20 protein-coding genes are annotated in these 18,834 nt (G+C 70.8%); 14 read left to right on the top strand and 6 right to left on the bottom strand.

Annotated elements, in window-relative coordinates:
* The first annotated feature begins 158 nt into the window (after window positions 1–158).
* The 6 genes from ACT54X_RS07695 to ACT54X_RS07670 are packed head-to-tail and all read left to right on the top strand — an operon-like array spanning window position 159 to window position 4,591.
* A complete protein-coding gene (locus ACT54X_RS07695) occupies window positions 159–1,283 on the top strand; it encodes an ABC transporter substrate-binding protein (RefSeq protein ID WP_476345833.1) in 1,125 nt (374 codons plus the stop codon).
* Window positions 1,283–1,999: an isochorismatase family protein gene (locus tag ACT54X_RS07690; RefSeq protein WP_476345831.1), complete on the top strand. Its 717-nt coding sequence runs from the start codon at window positions 1,283–1,285 to the stop codon at window positions 1,997–1,999. The genes ACT54X_RS07695 and ACT54X_RS07690 overlap by 1 nt, the downstream gene beginning before the upstream one ends.
* Window positions 1,996–2,748, top strand: a complete 753-nt coding sequence (locus ACT54X_RS07685) for an ABC transporter permease (protein ID WP_354321051.1) — start codon at window positions 1,996–1,998, stop codon at window positions 2,746–2,748. The genes ACT54X_RS07690 and ACT54X_RS07685 overlap by 4 nt, the downstream gene beginning before the upstream one ends.
* A 4-nt stretch (window positions 2,749–2,752) precedes the next feature.
* Complete coding sequence (locus tag ACT54X_RS07680; RefSeq protein WP_476345828.1) at window positions 2,753–3,592, top strand: ABC transporter ATP-binding protein; 840 nt, start codon at window positions 2,753–2,755, stop codon at window positions 3,590–3,592.
* Window positions 3,573–4,310 (top strand): GntR family transcriptional regulator, encoded by a 738-nt coding sequence (locus ACT54X_RS07675; protein ID WP_294377594.1) that lies wholly within the window; start codon window positions 3,573–3,575, stop codon window positions 4,308–4,310. Before ACT54X_RS07680 ends, ACT54X_RS07675 begins: the two co-directional genes overlap by 20 nt.
* A 38-nt stretch (window positions 4,311–4,348) precedes the next feature.
* Window positions 4,349–4,591, top strand: a complete 243-nt coding sequence (locus ACT54X_RS07670) for an oxidoreductase-like domain-containing protein (RefSeq protein WP_476345826.1) — start codon at window positions 4,349–4,351, stop codon at window positions 4,589–4,591.
* Here the strand turns inward: ACT54X_RS07670 and ACT54X_RS07665 are convergent.
* On the bottom strand, window positions 4,579–5,763 hold the full coding sequence (locus ACT54X_RS07665) for a M20 aminoacylase family protein (RefSeq protein ID WP_476345824.1): 1,185 nt from the start codon (window positions 5,761–5,763) through the stop codon (window positions 4,579–4,581). The two genes, ACT54X_RS07670 and ACT54X_RS07665, sit on opposite strands and share 13 nt — an antisense overlap.
* Before the next feature lie 153 nt (window positions 5,764–5,916).
* Here ACT54X_RS07665 and ACT54X_RS07660 point away from each other — a divergent pair, with 153 nt between their 5' ends.
* Genes ACT54X_RS07660 through ACT54X_RS07640 form a run of 5 tightly spaced genes read left to right on the top strand, consistent with a single transcriptional unit; the run spans window position 5,917 to window position 11,367 of the window.
* The gene (locus tag ACT54X_RS07660; protein ID WP_476345822.1) at window positions 5,917–7,512 is read left to right on the top strand and encodes an ABC transporter substrate-binding protein; all 1,596 of its coding nucleotides are present in this window, start codon (window positions 5,917–5,919) and stop codon (window positions 7,510–7,512) included.
* Window positions 7,513–7,528: 16 nt separating this feature from the next.
* Complete coding sequence (locus ACT54X_RS07655; RefSeq protein ID WP_476345820.1) at window positions 7,529–8,494, top strand: ABC transporter permease; 966 nt, start codon at window positions 7,529–7,531, stop codon at window positions 8,492–8,494.
* Window positions 8,495–8,519: 25 nt separating this feature from the next.
* The gene (locus ACT54X_RS07650; RefSeq protein ID WP_294377611.1) at window positions 8,520–9,419 is read left to right on the top strand and encodes an ABC transporter permease; all 900 of its coding nucleotides are present in this window, start codon (window positions 8,520–8,522) and stop codon (window positions 9,417–9,419) included.
* Window positions 9,416–10,483: an ABC transporter ATP-binding protein gene (locus ACT54X_RS07645; protein WP_294377613.1), complete on the top strand. Its 1,068-nt coding sequence runs from the start codon at window positions 9,416–9,418 to the stop codon at window positions 10,481–10,483. Before ACT54X_RS07650 ends, ACT54X_RS07645 begins: the two co-directional genes overlap by 4 nt.
* Entirely contained in the window at window positions 10,480–11,367 is an 888-nt protein-coding gene (locus tag ACT54X_RS07640; protein ID WP_476345817.1) for an ATP-binding cassette domain-containing protein, read from the top strand. Before ACT54X_RS07645 ends, ACT54X_RS07640 begins: the two co-directional genes overlap by 4 nt.
* 59 nt (window positions 11,368–11,426) lie before the next feature.
* Here the strand turns inward: ACT54X_RS07640 and add are convergent, their stop codons facing one another.
* The 4 genes from add to ACT54X_RS07620 form a co-directional block, all read right to left on the bottom strand.
* Window positions 11,427–12,470 carry an adenosine deaminase gene (gene add, locus ACT54X_RS07635; protein WP_476345815.1) on the bottom strand — a complete coding sequence of 348 codons (1,044 nt, stop codon included), beginning with the start codon at window positions 12,468–12,470 and terminating at the stop codon, window positions 11,427–11,429.
* 70 nt (window positions 12,471–12,540) lie between these two features.
* Window positions 12,541–13,473, bottom strand: a complete 933-nt coding sequence (locus tag ACT54X_RS07630) for a nucleoside hydrolase (RefSeq protein WP_476345814.1) — start codon at window positions 13,471–13,473, stop codon at window positions 12,541–12,543.
* A gap of 8 nt (window positions 13,474–13,481) precedes the next feature.
* Window positions 13,482–14,153 carry a histidine phosphatase family protein gene (locus ACT54X_RS07625; RefSeq protein ID WP_476345812.1) on the bottom strand — a complete coding sequence of 224 codons (672 nt, stop codon included), beginning with the start codon at window positions 14,151–14,153 and terminating at the stop codon, window positions 13,482–13,484.
* A 39-nt stretch (window positions 14,154–14,192) separates the two neighbouring features.
* The gene (locus tag ACT54X_RS07620) at window positions 14,193–14,807 is read right to left on the bottom strand and encodes a Yip1 family protein (protein ID WP_476345810.1); all 615 of its coding nucleotides are present in this window, start codon (window positions 14,805–14,807) and stop codon (window positions 14,193–14,195) included.
* 119 nt (window positions 14,808–14,926) lie between these two features.
* On the opposite strand from ACT54X_RS07620, the gene ACT54X_RS07615 reads away from it, so the two are divergent.
* From ACT54X_RS07615 to ACT54X_RS07605, 3 genes are all read left to right on the top strand, one after another.
* The gene (locus ACT54X_RS07615) at window positions 14,927–15,646 is read left to right on the top strand and encodes an alpha/beta fold hydrolase (protein WP_476345809.1); all 720 of its coding nucleotides are present in this window, start codon (window positions 14,927–14,929) and stop codon (window positions 15,644–15,646) included.
* Window positions 15,647–15,756: 110 nt separating this feature from the next.
* Window positions 15,757–16,704 (top strand): helix-turn-helix domain-containing protein, encoded by a 948-nt coding sequence (locus tag ACT54X_RS07610; RefSeq protein WP_294377630.1) that lies wholly within the window; start codon window positions 15,757–15,759, stop codon window positions 16,702–16,704.
* A gap of 159 nt (window positions 16,705–16,863) precedes the next feature.
* Window positions 16,864–18,033, top strand: coding sequence for a serine hydrolase domain-containing protein (locus tag ACT54X_RS07605; protein WP_476345808.1), 1,170 nt, complete (start codon window positions 16,864–16,866; stop codon window positions 18,031–18,033).
* Between the two features lie 42 nt (window positions 18,034–18,075).
* Here ACT54X_RS07605 and pxpA read toward each other — a convergent pair whose 3' ends face one another.
* Window positions 18,076–18,819 carry a 5-oxoprolinase subunit PxpA gene (gene pxpA / locus ACT54X_RS07600; protein WP_476345807.1) on the bottom strand — a complete coding sequence of 248 codons (744 nt, stop codon included), beginning with the start codon at window positions 18,817–18,819 and terminating at the stop codon, window positions 18,076–18,078.
* Window positions 18,820–18,834: the final 15 nt, after the last annotated feature.

Below are 18,834 nucleotides of genomic sequence, written 5' to 3'. Positions count from 1 at the left end.
GGCGTCGCGGTCGTCGCTCTGGTGCCAAGGTGGTACGCAAACTGCTTGAAGCAGCCGCATCGCCCTTCCGTATCCCTTTTCGTATACGTTCTGGTGCATGCAGCGGCTCGCGCCTCGGCCGCGCTGCTGCCGCGCCAGGGTGTGCGATGGAGCCCCGCATGTCCCGATCCACCCTGACCGCCCGTCCTCCCCTGCCCGCAGGGACCCTCACCCGCCGCAGCTGGCTGCAGGCCGCCGCAGCGGCCGGCGCCACCATCGCCGCCCCGGTCCTGGCGCAGACCCGCGCCATCAGCATCACCCTGCCGTGGGTGGTCAACGGCTCCAACTACTGGCCGATGGTCGGCAAGGAACTGGGCTTCTTCAAGAAGCGCGGCATCGACCTCACCGTCTCGCGTGGCAATGGCTCGGTGGCCGCGGCCCAGGCCGTGGCCAACAAGCAGTTCGACATGGGCGTCGTGTTCTTTGGCGGCACCCTGGTCAACATGGCGCGCGGCCTGCCGCTGCAGGCGCTGGCCACCGTGGGTTACGACTCGCTGATGGGCAACCTGGTGCTGGCCGACTCGCCGATCCGCGGCCCCAAGGATTTTGAAGGCAAGCGCGTCGGCACCGTCGCCACGTCGGCCGAGTCGCCCTACTGGGCCGCCTACGCCGCCAAGACCGGCATCGACCTCACGAAGGTCACGCGGCAACAGCTCGATGCGCGGCTGATCGAACGCGCGCTCATGGACAAGCAGGTCGACGCCATCACGGCCATCGGCTCGTCCAGCATTCCCGTGCTCGACTCCCTCGGCGTCAAGACCCGCTTCCTCCCCTGGTCCGCCGCCGGCATCGAGCTGTATGCGGCCCAGGTCATCGCCCGCACCGAGACCATCCAGGCCGACCCGGGGCTGTGCCAGGCGATGGTCGACGGCATCCTCGAATCGGTGGTCTACACGCTCAAGAAGCCCGAGGAATCGCTGGAGATCCTGTTCAAGGCCCAGCCCGAGATCGCCTTGACCAAGGGCGGAAAGGAGAACGCCCGCCTCTCGCAGGGCCTGGCCCAGGCCACCATGGTGGCGCCCGAGGCCATCGAGCACGGCATGGGCTACAGCAGCATTCCCAAGCTGGCCGGCATGATCTCGCTGGCCGCCCGCGCCGGCGCGCTCAAGGCCGATGCCAAGCCGCTGGTGCCCGAGGACCTGGCCACCAACCGCTTCGCCGGCCGCATCAAGCTGAGCGCCGCCGAATGGGACGCGGTGCGGCGCAACGTGGCACCCTACGCCAAGCTGGTGGGCATGGCCTGATGGCCGCGCAGGCCAGGGCGATCACGCTGCCGACACTGCCGGAGCCGCTGGAGGCCTGCGCCTCGCAGACGGCGCTGGTGGTGATCGACATGCAGAACGGCTACCTGTCGCCCGGCGGCTACCTGGACCTGGCCGGCTTCGATGTCAGCGGCACGCCACCGGTGATCGAGCGTGCGACGCAGGTGCTGCAGGCGGCACGCCGCGCGGGGCTCATGGTGATCCATGCGCAGAACGGCTGGAGCCCCTCGCTGGCCGAAGCAGGGCCACGCCGCTCGCCAATGTGGCACAAGTCCAACCCACTCAAGTACATGCGCGCCCATCCCGGCAGCCAGTTGCTGATCCGCGGCACCTGGGACCATGCGATCGTCGAAGCCCTCCAGCCGCTGCCGCACGAAACCGTGGTGCACAAGCCCCGCTACAGCGCCTTCGCCGGCACCCACCTGGAGATGATGCTGCGGGCCCACGGCATCACCACCCTGGTCTTCGTCGGCGTCAACACCAACGTGTGCGTCGAGACGGCCGTGCGCGATGCCTTCCACCGGGAGTTCTTCGCCGTGATGGTCGCCGACGCCACGCTGCAGGCCGGCCCGCCGTCCGTCTACGAATCCAGCGTGTTCAACATCCAGAAGTTCTTCGGCTGGACCGCCACGACCGCCGACATGGTGGCTTTCCCGGAGGGCCTGGCGGCGCCGGGCGCCGAGGCCATCGCCCCATGACAGCACCGTTGCGCCGCATCGTCCTGCCGCTGGCCTTTGCCCTGATCACCCTGCTGGCCTGGGAGGCCGCGGTGCGCGTCTTCGCCATCCGCGAGGTGCTGCTGCCGGCGCCCAGCGCCGTTGCAGCGCGGCTGGTCGACACCTTTCCGCTGCTCATGCAGCATGCCTGGCCCACGGTATGGGAAAGCGTGGCCGGCTTCGCCATCGCATCGGTGCTGGGCGTGGCGCTGGCCGCCCTGCTCAGCGCATCGGCGCTGATGCGCGACATGCTCTATCCCAACGTGGTGCTGTTCCAGCTCATTCCCAAGATTGCGCTGGCGCCGTTGTTCATCGTCTGGCTGGGCATCGGCTTCCAGTCGCGGCTCACCTTCTCGGTGTTCATCAGCTTCTTCCCGGTGGTGATCGCCACGCTCGCAGGCTTGGACCATGTGGACCGGTCGCTGCTGCGGCTGTGCCGGGCGCTCACCGCGTCGAGCTGGCAGGTCTTCGCCTGGGTGCGGTTGCCGCATGCACTGCCCTACGTGTTCAGCGGCATGAAGATCGCCACCACCTTCGCCATCATCGGCGTGGTGGTGGGCGAGTTCATCACCTCGCAGGCGGGGCTGGGCTACCTGGTGCTGTTCGCCTCGGCCCAGGCCGACACCGCACTCATCCTCGCAGCCATCCTGGTGCTGTGCTTCTTCGGACTGGCCTTCTATGGCCTGGTGGCGCTGCTGGAGCGCTGGACCCAGGGCCGCTTCGGTGGCTGATGCCATGACCATGACCCCGAACGCACCTTCCTGGCTGCTGCCGCGCAGCACGGACCCCGACCGCACGGCGAGCTACCTCAGCGTGCAGGACGCCGGCAAGACCTACGACGGCCGCAGCGGCGCCGTGCAGGCCGTCGCGCATGTCGACTTCGACATCGACGAGGGCGACTTCGTGAGCCTGGTCGGCCCGAGCGGCTGCGGCAAGAGCACGCTGATGTCCATGATCGGCGGGCTGGAGTCGCCCAGCACCGGCCGCATCCGCGTGGGCGGCACGCCCGTGGACGGTCCGCGGCGCGACTTCGGCTACGTGTTCCAGGACGCGACGCTGCTGCCCTGGAAGAGCGTGCTGGACAACGTGCTGTTTCCCATCCGCGCGCACCGGCGTCCGGTGGCCGAGTTCCGGCCCGAAGCGGAACGGCTGCTGCGCCTGACCGGCCTGTGGGACTTCCGCGACAAGCGCCCGGCAGAACTCTCCGGTGGCATGCGCCAGCGCGTGGCCATCTGCCGCGGGCTCATCCACGACCCGCGGCTGCTGCTGATGGACGAGCCCTTCTCGGCGCTCGACGCCATCACCCGCGACGACATGAACCTGGCGCTGGCCCGTCTGTGGGACCAGCAGCAGCGCCGCACCGCCGTCTTCATCACCCACAGCATCCGCGAGGCGGTGCTGCTGTCCGACCGCGTGCTGGTGATGAACGCGCGGCCCTCGCGCATCGTGGCCGACATCCGCGTGCCGCTGGCACGGCCGCGTCATGCGGGGCTCCAGGAGGACCCGGTGTTCAACCAGATCTGCGCCTTCGTGCGCGACAGGATCCACGAGGGCCATGGCGAGCGTCAGGCCTGAGGCTGTGGCGCTCGCGCCAGCCGCAGAGAGCCCGCTGGCACGCCTGGTGCGCGAACGCCTGGGCACCGCGGGTGCACGGCCGACCACCGACGACATCGTGCACGTGCTGCACCAGGCCATCGTGCGCGGCCTGCTGGCGCCCGGGCGCGCACTGCGCCAGGACGAGCTGGCCGCCCTGTTCCACGTCAGCAAGATCCCGGTGCGGGAGGCACTGCGCACGCTCGAAGCGCAGGGTTTCGTCGAACTGCAGCTCAACCGCGGCGCCCTCGTCAAGGCGCCTACGCTTGCGCAACTGCGCGACGCCTTCGAGCTGCGGCTGATGATCGAGCCGCACCTCATGCGCACGGCGGCGGCGGGGCTCACACCCACGATGCTGGACCAGGCCGAATCGCTGATCCGGGACATGGACGACGCCACGGACGCCTGGCGCTTCAGCGACTGCAACAGCCGCTTCCACGAACTGCTCTATGCGCCGGCCGAGCTGCCGCTGTCCCGCAACATCCTGGCCATGCTGCAGGGGCACATCCAGCGCATGTCCTTCATGCAGCTGTCACTGGCCGGCTTCAACCGCAGCTCCAACGAGGACCACCGCGTCATCGTGGCGGCCTGCCGCCACGGCGACGCCGAAGGCGCCGCCCGGGCCGTGGCCGCGCATGTGCAGAGCGTGCGCGACATCGTGCTGGGGCTCTACCTTCGCCATCACGCCGAAGAGGGCTGAAGCGGTGGGCGCCTGGCCGCTCCTACACTCGGCGCCCCATGAACGCCGCCACGCCGCCCGCCCTGCCCCAGGTCCGCGAACTCTTCGCGCGGATGCAGTGCCGGGCGGCAGAAGCGGGCGTGCCGCTGCGCCCACCGCCGCCCGAGCCCACCACCTGCTGCGGCCGCGGCTGCAACGGCTGCGTGTGGGACGGCTTCTATGCCGCCGCCGACTGGTGGATGGAGGACGCGCAGGACGCCCTCGCCGCGGCCAAGGCTGCAGCCGACAGTCAGCGCAGGTAAGCCTGAACCAGCGACACCCAGTAGCTCGCCGTGCTGGGCAGGATCTCGTCGTTGAAGTCGTAGCCGGTGTTGTGCACCATGCAGCCCGGCCCGTTGCCCGGCGTGCCGTCGCCGTTGCCCACGATGAAGTAGCAGCCCGGCACCGCATTCAGCATGAAGGCGAAGTCGTCGCTGGCCTGCAGCGGCGCCATGTTCTCGATCAGCGCGCGCTCGCCCATCGTCTGCAGCGCCACCTCGCGGGCGAACGCCGCCGCGTCGGCATCGTTGACGCAGGGCGGCATCTTCCACTGGTAGTCGACCCGGGCCGTGGCACCGTGCACCGCGGCCTGCGCCTGCGCCATGGCCGTGATGCGCTCGCGCAGAAGGGCCCGCACCTCGGGCCGCCGTGCGCGGACGGTGAGCTTGAGCTCCGCCGTGTTGGGGATGACGTTGGGCGCCAGCCCCGCATGCACCGAACCCACGGTGACCACCGCCATGTCGTTCGGGTCCACCTCGCGCGAGACCAGCGTCTGCAGGGCCAGGATGAGGTGCGCCGCCACCACCACCGGGTCCACCGTGGTGTGCGGCATGGCGCCATGGCCGCCCTTGCCCTCGATGGTGATGACGGCCGTGTCGGAGGAGCTGTAGATCGGCCCCGCCAGGAAGCCGAAGCGCCCGGCCGGAAAGCCGGGCTCGTTGTGGTACGCGTAGACGGCGTCGCAGGGAAAGCGTTCGAACAGGCCCTCCTCGACCATGCGCTTGGCGCCCATCAGGCCTTCCTCGGCGGGCTGGAAGATGAGGTTGAGCGTGCCCTCGAACGCACGACTCGCGGCCAGCACCTGCGCCGCCGCCAGCAGGGTGGCGGTGTGGCCGTCGTGGCCGCAGGCATGCATGCGTCCGGGCTGGCGGCTGGCCCAGGGCAGGCCGGTGGTCTCGGTCATGGGCAGCGCATCCATGTCGGCACGCAGGCCCAGGCGCTTGCCTCCCGCGCCCACCGTCAGCGTGCCCACCACGCCGGTGCCACCCAGGCCGCGGTGCACGGTGTAGCCCCAGCGCGCGAGGCGCTCGGCCACCAGTGCGCTGGTCTGCTCTTCCTCGTAGCCCAGCTCGGGGTTGGCATGGATCTGCCGGCGCAGGCCGACCATGTCGTCGAGGTGGGCGGCGATGCCGGGATGGATAGGGACGTCGATCATGCGAAGGGTCTTGCAGTTGCCATGCCACACGGCGACGGGCAGGCGCCGGTCAGCCGAAGGCGCGCATTCTGCGCCGCTGCGCCAGCCCCCGGCAAATGGCCCTGAACTTGCTATAAACAGTGCCCTCCCGGCCTGCCCAGAACCCACAACACCATGGCTCCCTCCGACCTCCCCCCTTCCCTCACCCGCCGCCAGCTCGGCCTCGGCGCCATCGCCCTGGCCGGCGGACTGGCCGCGGGCCCACGTGCCTGGGCCGCCACCGGCAAGGGCACGGCCGTGCTGGGCATCGATGCCGACCCGCCCACCCTCAACCTGGGCACCACCACCGACTTCGCGGCCGGCGACGTGTCGGCCAAGATCCTCGAGGGCCTGGTCTGGCTGGACCAGCAGTACAACCCGCAGCCCTCGCTGGCCACGGCATGGACCGTGTCGCCCGATGGCAAGACCTACCGCTTCACGCTCCGCAAGGGCGTCAAGTGGCATGACGGCCGCGACTTCAGCAGCGCCGACGTGCGCTTCTCGCTGACCGAGATCGTGGGCAAGCTGCATCCGCGCGCCGCGCCGGTGTTCAAGAACCTGGGTGTGGAGGTGGAGGCGCCCGATGCCTCTACCGTCGTCATCAAGCTGCAGAAGCCCTATGCGCCCTTCCTGTCGCAGATGACGGTGTTCGACGCACCCATCCTGCCGAAACATCTTTACGAGAACGGCAACGTCGGCACCAACCCCGCCAACCAGAAGCCGGTGGGCACGGGCCCCTTCAAGTTCAGCGAATGGAAGCGCGGCTCCACCCTCTCGCTGGTGCGCAATGACCAGTACTGGGACGCCGGCAAGCCCTATCTGCAGAGCCTGATCTTCCAGGTCATCCCGCAGGCGGCCAACCGCGTGCCGGCGCTGCAGACGGGCGAGATCGACGAACTGCTGGACTTCTACACGCCCAAGCCCGAGGTGCCGCGCATCCTGGCCGACAAGGGCCTGGCCACGCGCCGCGGCGTCAACATCCCGGCCATCTATTTCCTGATGTTCAACACCCAGTCGCCGCTGCTGTCGAAGGTGGAGGCGCGGCATGCGCTGGCCTTCGCCATCGACCGGCCGCGGCTGGTCAAGCAGGTGATGGGCGGCATCGCGCGCCCCGGCGCAGGCGCCTTCGGCGACGGCTTCAAATGGCTGATGAACGACGAGGTGGGCTACGACCGCAAGTACCCGCTCAATCCCGCCAAGGCAAAGGCCCTGCTGGACAAGCTCGGCGTCAAGCCCGGCACGACCACGCTGCGCATGCCCTTCGACGCCGGCCGCGCGCAGATGCGGGCACAGGCCCAGATCATCCAGGACAACCTGCGCCAGATCGGCCTGGAGGTGAAGCTGGAGCCGCTGGAGCGCTCGGTGTACTACGACCGCGTGTTCGCCAAGCGCGACTTCGACATGACGCTGGCCTCGTACTTCTCCGCGGGCGATCCGGCCATCGGCTACACGCGCCTGTACAACACCTACACGGGCACGGCGCCCAACACCAACGCCAGCGGCTACTCCAACGCGAAGGTCGACATGCTGCTGGCCGAGGCCGCCACCTCGGTGGACCGCGCCCAGCGCGCCCGCGACTACAAGGCGCTGCAGGTCATCCTGAACGAGGACCTGCCCTCGCTGGTGCTGTTCGACGAAGAGACGGTGGACACCGCCTCGAAGAAGCTCAGCGGCGTGTTCCCGGCCCTCGACGCCCGCGACCAGTGGGCCGGCGTGCGGCGCGCGGACTGAGCGCAGCGCCAGTCCGATGGGTCGCTTCATCCTCCGACGCCTGCTGCAGGCGCTTCCGCTGCTGCTGGCGGTGGTGGTGCTCAACTTCCTGCTGATCGCCTTCACGCCGGGCGATCCGATCACGCTCTTGGTCGGCGACTTTCCGGCGCCGCCCGAATACCTGGCCCAGATGCGCCGCGACTACGGCCTGGACCAGCCGGTGTGGATGCAGTTGCTGCACTATCTGGGCAAGGTGCTGCAAGGCGACTTCGGCTATTCCTTCGCCAACCAGCAGCCGGTGGCCAGCCTGATCCTGGAGCGCCTGGGCGCCACGCTGGAGCTCACGCTCACGTCGCTGGGTCTGGCCAGCGTGCTGGGCGTCGCCTTCGGCGTGCTGGCCGCCCGCGCCCGCGGCGGGCCGGCCGACTCGGTCATCCAGGCCGCATCGTCCGCCGGCTATGCGGTGCCCGACTTCTGGCTCGGCCAGCTGCTGATCCTGGCCTTCGCCATCGGTCTGGGCTGGCTGCCCTCGCAGGGCTACAACCCGGTGCGCGGCGTGGCGCCGGGCTGGGAAGGCTTCGTGCAGCACCTGCGCTACCTGCTGCTGCCCGCCCTGGCGCTGTCGATGCGCTACCTCACGCTCATCACCCGCATCACCCGCGCTTCGATGCTGGAGGTGATGAATGCGAACTACATCCTCGCCGCCCGGGCACGGGGCAGTGCCGAATGGCAGGTGGTGCTGGGCCATGCGCTGCGCAATGCCGCCGCGCCGGTGCTCACCGTGATTGGCTATAACCTCGGCTTCGTGCTGGCCGGCTCGGCGCTGATCGAAGCCGTCTTCGCCTGGCCGGGCATCGGCCGGCTGCTCTACGAATCCATCGCCAAGCGCGACTATCCGGTGATGCTGGCCATCCTGCTGATGGTGTCGGTGACGGTGGTGCTGGCCAATCTGTTGACGGACATCCTGCATCGGCTGCTCGATCCCCGTCTGGAGCGCGCATGACGCACGGCTCTTGCGCTCAACGACGATGACCTCCCCCTCTTCTTCTTCCTTGCCGCTGGCCACCGAGCCCGCCGTGGGCACGGCCTTCCAGCGCGCCGGCTTCTGGCGGCGCCTGCTGCGCCGTCCCGGCAGCCGGCTGGCCCTGGCCTGGCTGGTGCTGCTGCTGGCTGCGGCGCTGCTGGCGCCCTGGGTCGGCCGGGTCGATCCGCTTTCGGGCGGCGGCGATGCGCTGCTTCGACCCTTCTCTGCCGGGCACTGGCTGGGCACCGACGACCTGGGCCGCGACGTCTGGGCACGCGTGGTGCACGGCTCGCGCATCTCGCTGATCGTCGGCGTCGCCAGTGCGCTGCTGGCGGTCGCCGTCGGCGTCATCGTGGGCGCGCTGGCCGGGTACTTCGGCGGCCTGCTCGACGCGGTGCTGATGCGCACGGCCGAGTTCTTCCAGACGCTGCCGCGCTTCGTGGTGGCGCTGATCGTCATTGCGCTCTACGGCACCAGCGTCTTCAAGATGGTGCTGGTGATCGCGGCGCTGTCGTGGCCGCAGCTGGCCCGCGTGGTGCGCGCCTCGGTCGCCAGCCTTCGGCAGTCGCAGTTCGTGGAGGCGGCGCGCGTGGCGGGCATGGGCCATGGCGGCATCATCCTGCGCCAGATCCTGCCCAACGTGGCGGCGCCGATCATCGTGCTTGGCTCGCTGGACATCGCCATGGCCATCCTGATCGAGGCCAGCCTGAGCTTCTTCGGCCTGGGCGATCCGAACCAGGTGTCATGGGGCACCATGCTCAACGAGGCACAGCAGTACCTGCGCGATGCCTGGTGGATGTCGGTGTTTCCCGGCCTGGCCATCGCGCTCACCGTGCTGGGCTTCAACCTGATGGGCGACGCCCTGAACGATGCGCTCAATCCGCGCGGGGAGTCCTTCCGATGACGGGCCTGGAACCCACCACGCCGTTCGGCGTCGATCCCCACGCGCCGGAAGCCGGGCCACCGCTGCTCGACGTCCGCGGCCTGTCGGTGGATGTGGGCCGGGGCGAGCGGGCCCTGCGGGTGGTGCGCGACGTGAGCTTCAGCGTGCGCCGGGGCGAAGCCGTGGGCCTCGTGGGCGAGTCGGGCTCGGGCAAGTCGATGACCGCCTTCGCGCTGATGAACCTGTTCCCCTCGCCGCTGGCCCGCGTGGCCGAGGGCCAGGTGCGGCTGGAGGGCCACGACCTGCGCGCGCTCGATGCGCAATCGATGCGGCAGGTGCGCGGCGCGCGCATCGGCATGGTCTTCCAGGACCCCACCAGCTACCTGGACCCGCTGATTCCCGTCGGCCGGCAGATCGCCGAGCCGCTGCGCGCTCACGGCCGCACCGACGGCCTCGACGCCCGAGTGCGGGAGCTGATCGAGCTGATGGAACTGCCCCAGCCCGCGCAGACGGCGCGCAAGTACCCGCACGAACTCTCGGGCGGCCAGCGCCAGCGCATCCTGATCGCGGCGGCGCTGGCCATGCGGCCCGCCCTGCTCATCGCCGACGAGCCCACCACCGCGCTCGACGTGACGGTGCAGGCCGGCATCCTGCAGCTGCTGGCGCGGCTGCGACGCGAGCTGGACCTGGGCATCCTGCTGATCACCCACGACCTGGGCGTGGTGGCCGAGACCTGCCAGCTCGTCAACGTGATGTACGCCGGCGAGATCGTCGAGCAGGAGGCCGTCGGCCCGCTCTTCACGGCACCGCGCCATCCCTACACGCAGGGGCTGCTGGGCAGCATCCTCACGCCGCGCTCGCGGGCGCACTCGCTGTTCTCCATTCCCGGCGCGGTGCCAATTGCCGGACGCTGGCCGCCGGGCTGCCGCTTCCATCCGCGCTGCCCCATCGCGCGGCCGGGCCTGTGCGACGTGCAGGCGCCGGCGCTGCTGGGCAGCGGCATGGGCGAAGGCGCGGACCGCTGCCACCTGAGTGCCGAACGCGGCAGCGCCAATGCATGGCGCGCGGTGGAGGCCGACGCATGACCGCCCCCCGGTTGCCAGGCGAAGCCGACACCGCACGCCTGCCTGCCGGCGGCCAACAGGCCACTGGCCCGGTGCCGCTGCTCGAGGCCCGTGCCGTCGGCCGCGGCTTTGCCCAGCGTGGCACCGGCGGCCTCTGGCGCGCACGGCAGACGCAGCTCGCGGTCGACGACGTCTCCCTGCAGATCCACCCCGGCGAGGTGGTGGCCCTGGTGGGCGAAAGCGGCAGCGGCAAGACCACGCTGGGCCGCATGCTGCTGGGCCTGACGGTGCCCAGCAGCGGCCAGGTGCTGTTCCGCGGCCAGGACGTGACCGGGCTGCGCGGCGAGGCCTGGCAGCGCTTCCGGCGCGAGGTGCAGGTGGTGTTCCAGGACACCGGCGGCTCGCTCAACCCGCGGCAGACCATCGGCCAGAGCGTGGCCCTGCCGCTTCGCCACAACCGCGGCCTCGACGCCGCCGCCAGTGCGCGCGAGGTCGATGCATTGCTGGAACAGGTCGGCCTGCCGCCCGCGCACTTCCGCCACCGGCTGCCGCACGAGCTGTCGGGCGGCCAGCGCCAGCGCGTGGGCATCGCCCGGGCGCTGGCCTCGCAGCCGGCCGTGATCGTGGCGGACGAGCCGGTGTCGGCCCTGGACGTCTCGATCCGCGCACAGATTCTTCGGTTGATGGCCGAACTTCAGCGCGAACGTGGCCTGGCCTACCTGTTCATCACGCATGACCTGGGCGTGGTCCGCGCCCTGGCCGACCGCGTACTCGTGATGACTGGCGGCCGCGTGGTCGAAAGCGGCAGCGCCGACGAGGTGCTGGAGCGGCCGCAGCATGCGTACACCCAGCGGCTGCTGGCGGCGACGCCGGTGCCGGATCCTGGACGGCAGCGGACCGACTGAAGCACAGACGACGACCGGCTCCTCCTCGTTGAATCGCCTGAGGACGCGGCCGCTGACGTTCAGCCCTGCGCCATCAGCGCATCGCACTCGCGCGTGAACGCGGCACGCCAGTCCCGGCGGGTGCTGTCGTCGATCCAGGCCGCATCCAGGCCGTTGAACATGAACTCGCGCAGGTCCCCGCGCGTGAAGCCGAAGTCGCTCACCATCTTGCGCCAGGCCTGCGTCGGCGTGACCAGGTGCAGCGTGGGGTCGTCGGTGTTGGGATGGATGCGCAGGCCCAGGCCCGGCATGCGGCGGATCGGATGGTCAAGCGCCCAGCGCTCGGGCGGCAGGGTGCGCAGGTAGTAGGAGTTGGTCGGCACCACGGTGAAGACGATGCCGCGCTCGGCGCATTCGCGCGCGAAGTCGGGCGCGTCGACGATGGTGTAGCCGTGGTCGATGCGGTCCACCTTCAGCAGCTCGACGGCGGTGCGCACATTCGTCCAGGGCATGCCGAACTCGCCGGCATGCGCCGTGGTCTTGAGGCCGGCCTCGCGTGCCAGCGCATAGGCGGGTGCGAACCATTCGGGCGGATGGTCGATCTCGCTGTAGTCGATGCCGATGCCCACCACCTCGTCCACGCGGTGCGCGCGCACCCATTCGACCATCTCAACGGCGGCCTCGGGCGAGGCCTCGCGGTCGATGGCGGGAATGAGCCGGCCGACGATGCCATGGTCCGCCTCGGCATCATGGATGGCACGCACGATGGCAGCCAGGGCCTGCGGATAGGCGATGCCCGACTTCTGCGCCGTGCCCGTGGGGTTCCAGAAGAACTCGGCATAGCGCACGGTGTGGGCGGCGGCGTCCTGCAGGTATTCGTAGGTCAGTCGGTGCAGGTCGTCGGGCGAGCGGATGAGCTGCGCATCCAGCGTGCGCAGCGCCTTGAGCACACCCACCGGCTTCTCGCCGCGGATGTAGAAGGCGTCGATCTCGGGCTGGGTGATGGCCGCCTGCGCACGCCGCGCCAGGTCGCTGAAGGTGGCGTGGCGTACGGTGCCGAGCAGGTGGCAATGCAGTTCCACCTTGGGCAGGGCATGGCAGAAGTCGGTGAGCGCGTCGGTCATCGGGGCATCGTAGTGCCGGGCTGCTCGGTGAGCGTGATGTGCAGCGTCCGACCCAGTGCAGGGCTCGGGCTCAGGTCGCCGCGGCGGCCAGGGCGTCCAGCACCACGCGCCGCACGCGCGCCTCGTCGGCGATGTGGGCCACGCGCGCATTGGCCGGGGCCTTGCGCGGCACGCGCCACTCCACCACGGTCATGCCGCGGGTGTGGCGGCCCTCGCACTCGGCCACCACATGGGCCGGGCGCCACTGCATGCAGTCGGCGTCCACCAGCGCCGCGGCGGCCGTAGGGTCGTACAGCGACATGGGCAGGCGGCCGTCGGGGCTGGCGATGCGCACATAGCCCAGCAGCAGGTCGCCCAGCAGCCGGCCACGCGGTGTGCCCAGGTCGCGCAGGCGCTGCGCATCGTCGGCATGCACGCGCACCTGGCGGCAGGCATCCAGGCCCACCATCTCCAGCGGCACGCCGGCATCGAGCACGACATTGATCGCCTCAGGGTCCACCGCGGCGTTGAACTCGGCCGCGGCCGTGTGGTTGCCCGGGCCGGCGCTGCCGCCCATCCAGACCAGCCGGCCGATGCGCGGTGCCAGCGCGGCGTCGCGCTGCAGCAGGGTGGCGACGTTGGTGAGCGGGCCCAGGGCCAGCACGGTGGCCGGCGCGTCGGCCTGCCGCAGCAAGGCGGCCAGGGCGTCGAAAGCAGGCAGCGCATCGAGCACCGCACGCGCAGGCGGCAGTTGCTCGCCAGCCGAGGCCATCGCGTCCTCGCCCAGGATGTTCTGCGCCGTGACCAGCGCGCCCACCAGCGGCGCAGAACAGCCCGCATGGATCGGCATGCGCCAGCCGAAGCAGTGCGCCGCGCGCAGGGCGTTGTCCGTCACCACCGGCAGCGGCGCATTGCCGGCCACCAGGGAGAGTCCGTCGATGGTCCAGCCCGGCTGCTGCGCCACCGTGATCACTGCGGCCAGGTCGTCGAAGCCGAGGTCGGTGTCGATCCAGACGTGGTTCATGCGTCGGCTCAGCCGATCTTGAGATGCCGCCGCTGGTCGTAGCTGGGCTGCGGGCCCAGGCCTTCCAGGTGCGCTGTCTCGGCCCAGCCGACGATGGCCAGCGCCTCGGGCCGAGCGGGGTCGTCGATGCGGATGCGGCTGATGCCCGCGTTGGGAATGTCGCTCTGCCGCGGCCCGTCCAGGCCCAGGCCGTGCACCGTGCGCCAGACCATGTCGAGCACACCGCCGTGCGTGACCACCAGCACCGGGCTGCCCGCATGCTGCGCGGCGATGTCGGCCAGCGCCTGCATCACGCGGGCATGGAACTGCCGCGTGCTCTCGCCGCCCGGCAGCGAGCGGTCGGCCTCGAAGCGCAGCCAGCCGTCCCAGGCTTCGGGATGCTTCTCTCGGATCTCCTCGGCCCGCAGGCCCTCGCCCACGCCGAAGGCCTGCTCACGCAGCGTGACCGTGGTGCGCACCGGCAGGCCCAGTTGCTGCGCCGCGGGCGCCGCCGTCTGCTGGGTGCGCAGCAGGTCGCTGCAGACGATGTGCTGCACCGGCTCACGGGCCAGCGCCAGGCCCAGGCGGCGGGCCTGCTCGTGGCCGGTGTCGTTGAGGGGAACGTCGATGTGGCCCTGGAAGCGCAGTTCGCGGTTCCAGTCCGTCTCGCCATGGCGGATGAGGATCAGGTCGGTGGGCATGCGCCGGCCATTGTCCATGGCGGGCCGGCCCTGTTCCTGTCAAGCCAGAGGCAGAGCCAGGGGCAAGGCCCCCACCGGCATGCGAGGAGCGGGTGTGAAAACCGACAGCAGCGCACCCAGCACCAGCGAAGCCACGATGGCGCACAGCGCGAACACCACCGTGTAGACCAGCGCCTTGTCCGCCGGGCATTTCATGAGCACCGGCACGCCGGTGTAGAAGAGATAGACCGAATAGAGGCCCACCAGCGCCCCCAGCACCGCGAGCGAGGGCAGCAGGCTGAAGATGCCGCCCACGAAGCCGGCGGTGCTGGCATAGGCCACCAGCTTGAGGGCCTGGATCGGGCTGCGCTGCCCGCCGAAGCTGGGCGCCAGCGCGTCCACGATCAGCGCCAGCACATAGACCATCACCAGCGACAGCACATAGCTCACGACGGCCTGCACCAGCCCGGTCACGATGGGCAGCCGGAAGCTGACGCCAAACGCGCCGGCACCGACGATCGACAGGCCGATGAAGCCGGCAATGGCCGGGATCGCCGCCAGGATCAGCACGTACTCGCGGTAGAGCGTGGCCGCGTCGGTGGATTCGGCCTCGATCTCGGGCCAGGTGCGCTTGGGGTGCAGCAGGATGTCCTGCACGCGTTGGACCAGGTTCATGGAAAGGGGCTCCGGCGTTGGATCGACGCGCAGTCTAGGCAGCCGGGACCGCGCTGGCTGCTGGCCGTGCAGCCTATGCCGATGGCGCACCGCGCGACGGCCGCTGCAACAATGGCCGCATGTCCGACACCGCCCTGCCCCGCCTCGTTTTCCTGCCCGGCCTTGCCTGCGACGAACGCCTGTGGGAGGCACAGATGCCGGCCATGCCCGCCGCGCTGCGCCCCCGTGTGGCGGACGTCAGCCGCCACCACGACACCATCAAGGCCATGGCCGCCGCGCTGCTGGCGCAGGAGGACGGCCCGCTGCTGCTGGCCGGTGCCTCCATGGGCGGCATGGTGGCCATGGAGGCCGCGCGCCAGGCGCCCGGGCGCATCGCCGGCCTGGCGCTGCTCGGGACCTCGCCCCTGCCGGAAACGCCGGAGATGCATGCGCTGCGCAGCGCCGCCATCGAGGAGTTCGCCGCCGACCGCGCCGAGGCGGTGATCCGCGCCAACGTGGCCTTCGCCTTCCATCCCACGAATGCCGCGGACCCGGCACTGGTGCAGCGCTACCTGGCCATGGTGCTGGATGCCGGTGCCGAACAGCTGATCCGCCAGAACCGCGCCGTCATGGCACGGCCTGATGCGCGGCTGCACCTGGGCGACCTGCGCTGCCCCGTGCTGCTGATGTGCGGCGAGGCGGACCGGCTCACGCCACCGGACTGCACGCACGCGATGGCGGCGCTGATCCCGCAGGCCGAGGTGGTGTGGCTGGCCGAGGCGGGCCACATGCTCACCATGGAAGCGCCGGACGCGGTGAATGCCGCGCTGCTGCGGTGGCTGGCGCCCTTCCTGCGCTGATCACCATCCACGTCGCGCGCCCAACGAAGCGGCGCCCGTCCCCGGCGTCACCCGCGCCACACACGCCGCCGGACGTATGCTCGGCCTCCCGTCCGCTGCCGAGGTCGCCCATGAGAAACCTCTGTTCCTGGTCTTCGGAAAGCCTGCCCGAGCCCCAGCGGCTGCGCGGCTGGCGCGATGCGCTGCATGCCACCGTGCTGGAGATGGACGCCGTGCCGCTGCAGCGCGACGGCTTCTTCGGCAGCATCGAGCGCTGTGCCCTGCAGCGCATCCTGCCGCACCAGGCGCGCGGCACGCCGCAGAAGATCGTGCGCGGCGCGGCCGACATCGCACGCAGCCAGCACAACGCCTACTACCTGCTCTCCCAGCCGCGCCTGCCCTGGCGCGCCGCCCAGGCGGGCCACACGGCCCTGCTCCAGCCGGGCGATGCGGTACTGATCGACTCGCGCGAGCCCTATGCCTTCGACTTCGGCGCGGGACTGGACGACCTGTCCATCGAACTGCCCATCGACTGGGTGGCGCACTGGGTGGCCGACCCGGCCCGGCTCATCGGCCGGCCGCTGCGGGCCGATGCCGGCTGGGGCCTGGCGCTTCGCGGCGTCAAGGAGGCGCTGGTGCCCCGGGCCTTGCGCCAACAGCCGGCCGACCATGACGCCTTGATCGAGGCCCAGTTGGGCGGCCTGCTCTCGCTGCTGGGCGATGCGCACGCCCCTGCGCAGCCCGAGCCACCCGATGCGCAGGCCCGCATCCTCGGCGTGCTGCGCGCGCGCTTCATGCAACCCGGGCTGACTGCGGCCGAAGTCGCCACCGAGGCGGGCGTGTCGCTGCGCGCCCTGCACCGCGCCATGGCGGCGCAGGGCCGCGGCTTTCTGCCCACGCTGATGGCCCTGCGGGTGGAGGCCGCCGCCGGCATGCTGGCGCAGCCGCGCCTGCGCCACCTGGGCGTGGCCGAAATCGGCCGGCGATGCGGCTTTGCCGATGCCTCGCACTTCGCACGGCAGTTCCTGCGCCAGCGCGGCATCGCGCCCGCCGCCTTCCGCGCCCAGGCACTGCGCTGAGCGCTTGCGCGCTGGCACGCAGCGGCCAGCCGGTTGGCGCGATACGGCGAGCCGCCGGCGCCCCGGCTTCCTAGACTTTTTCCGGCAGGCCGCCCGCGCGGCCGCCGCGCCCGCATGCGTACCCCGGCAGGCGCGCTTCCAACGACACAGGAGACAGACATGACCCTCAAGACGACCCTCGACACGATCCTGGCCGAAGGCGTGGCCAGCGGCCAGGCCCCCGGCGTGGTGGCCCTGGTGGCCGACCGCGACGGCCTGCGCTACGAAGGCGCCGCCGGCGAGCGCCAGCTTGGCAGCGGCGTCGCCATGACGCCCGACACCGTGCTCTGGATCGCCTCCATGACCAAGGCCGTCACCTCGGTCGCGGCCGTGCAGTGCGTGGAACGCGGCCTGCTCGACCTGGACGCGCCCGCTGCCCGCGTGGTGCCCGCCATCGGCGAGCTGGGCGTGCTGACCGGCTTCGACGCCGAGGGCCGGCCGACCACCCGGCCGCCCAGGCGGCCGGTCACGCTGCGCCACCTGCTCTCGCACAGTTCCGGCTGCAGCTACGAGATCTGGAACCCCGACATGCAGAAGGTGCAGGCGGCGCTGGACATCCCGGGCGTCATCGGCTGCCAGCTCAAGGCCCTGACGCTGCCGCTGCTGGCCGACCCTGGCGAGCGCTGGGAATACGGCGTGGGCATCGACTGGGCCGGCCGCATGGTCGAGGCCGTCAGCGGCCTGACGCTGGGCGAATTCATGCGCCAGAACCTCTGGGAGCCGCTGGGCATGGCGAGCACCGGCTTTCGCATCACGCCCGACATGCGCCAGCGCCTGGCCGGCGTGCACCTGCGGGGCGAGGACGGCGCCTTCGCGCCCTTCCCCTTCGAGATCGCGCAGGAGCCCGAATTCCACATGGGCGGCGGCGGGCTCTACAGCACCATGGGCGACTACGCGCGCTTCATGCGCATGGTGCTCAACCTGGGCCAGCTCGACGGCGAGCGCGTGCTGCGGCCCGAGACGGTGACCACGCACCTGTCGCTCAACCAGATCGGCAATGCGCGCGTGAGCCTGCTCAAGGCGGCCATCCCGCTCACGGCCGACGCGGAGTTCTTTCCCGGAATCACCAAGCGCTGGAGCCTGGCCTTCCAGATCAACGAGCAGCCGGCGCCCACCGGCCGGCCCGCCGGCAGCCTGTCGTGGGCGGGGCTGGCCAACAGCTTCTTCTGGATCGACCCGCACACCGGCATCGCCGGGCTGCTGGCGACGCAGACCTTCCCTTTCGCGGATGCACGGGTGATGGAGCTGCTCTATCGCTTCGAGAAGGGCGTGTACGACACGCTGGGCTGAGCGCCTGCGCTGCCTGCCCGGCGCCAAGGGCGAAAGCGAGCGTCAGCCCGCGAAGGGCGCGACGCCGATGCCCTCGGCCGCCAGGCGCTCGCGGATGCGGCGCGCGAAGGCCAGCGCATGGGCGCCGTCCCCATGCAGGCACACGCTCTGCGCGTTGACCGGCACCACGCTGCCGTCGATGGCGGTGACCTGCCGGTCGCGCACCAGCGACAGCGTCTGCGCGAGCGACTGCTCCTCGCTCTCGATCAGCGCGCCCGGCTGGCTGCGCGGCACCAGGCTGCCGTCGGGCATGTAGCCGCGGTCGGCGAAGACCTCTTCCACGGGCGTGAGGCCGGCGGCCCGCGCCGCGTCGATCATGCCGCTGCCGGCCAGGCCGAAGAACTTGAGCGAGGGGTCGAAGCGGCGCACCGCCTCGCACAGCGCTGCGGCCAGCTCGGGTTCCTTCACGGCCTGGTTGTAGAGCATGCCGTGCGGCTTGACGTGCGCCAGGCGTCCGCCTTCGGCGCGCACGATCGCGTCCAGCGCGCCGATCTGGTAGAGCATGTCGGCCACGATCTGCGCTGGCGGCAGTTGCATGGCGCTGCGGCCGAAGTTCTCGCGGTCCGGAAAGCTGGGATGCGCGCCGATGGCCACGCCCTTGGCCAGCGCCCAGCGCACGCACTGCTGCATGGTCACGGCATCGCCGGCATGCCAGCCGCAGGCGATGTTGGCCGAACTCACCAGGCCCAGCAGGGCTTCGTCGTTGCCGGCGCCTTCGCCGAGGTCGGCATTCAGGTCGATCTGCATGGTTCCTTGCTCCAG

The organism is Pseudacidovorax sp. DMC4 (genome assembly GCF_056314265.1).
This window is presented reverse-complemented; position numbering and strand designations above follow the sequence as displayed.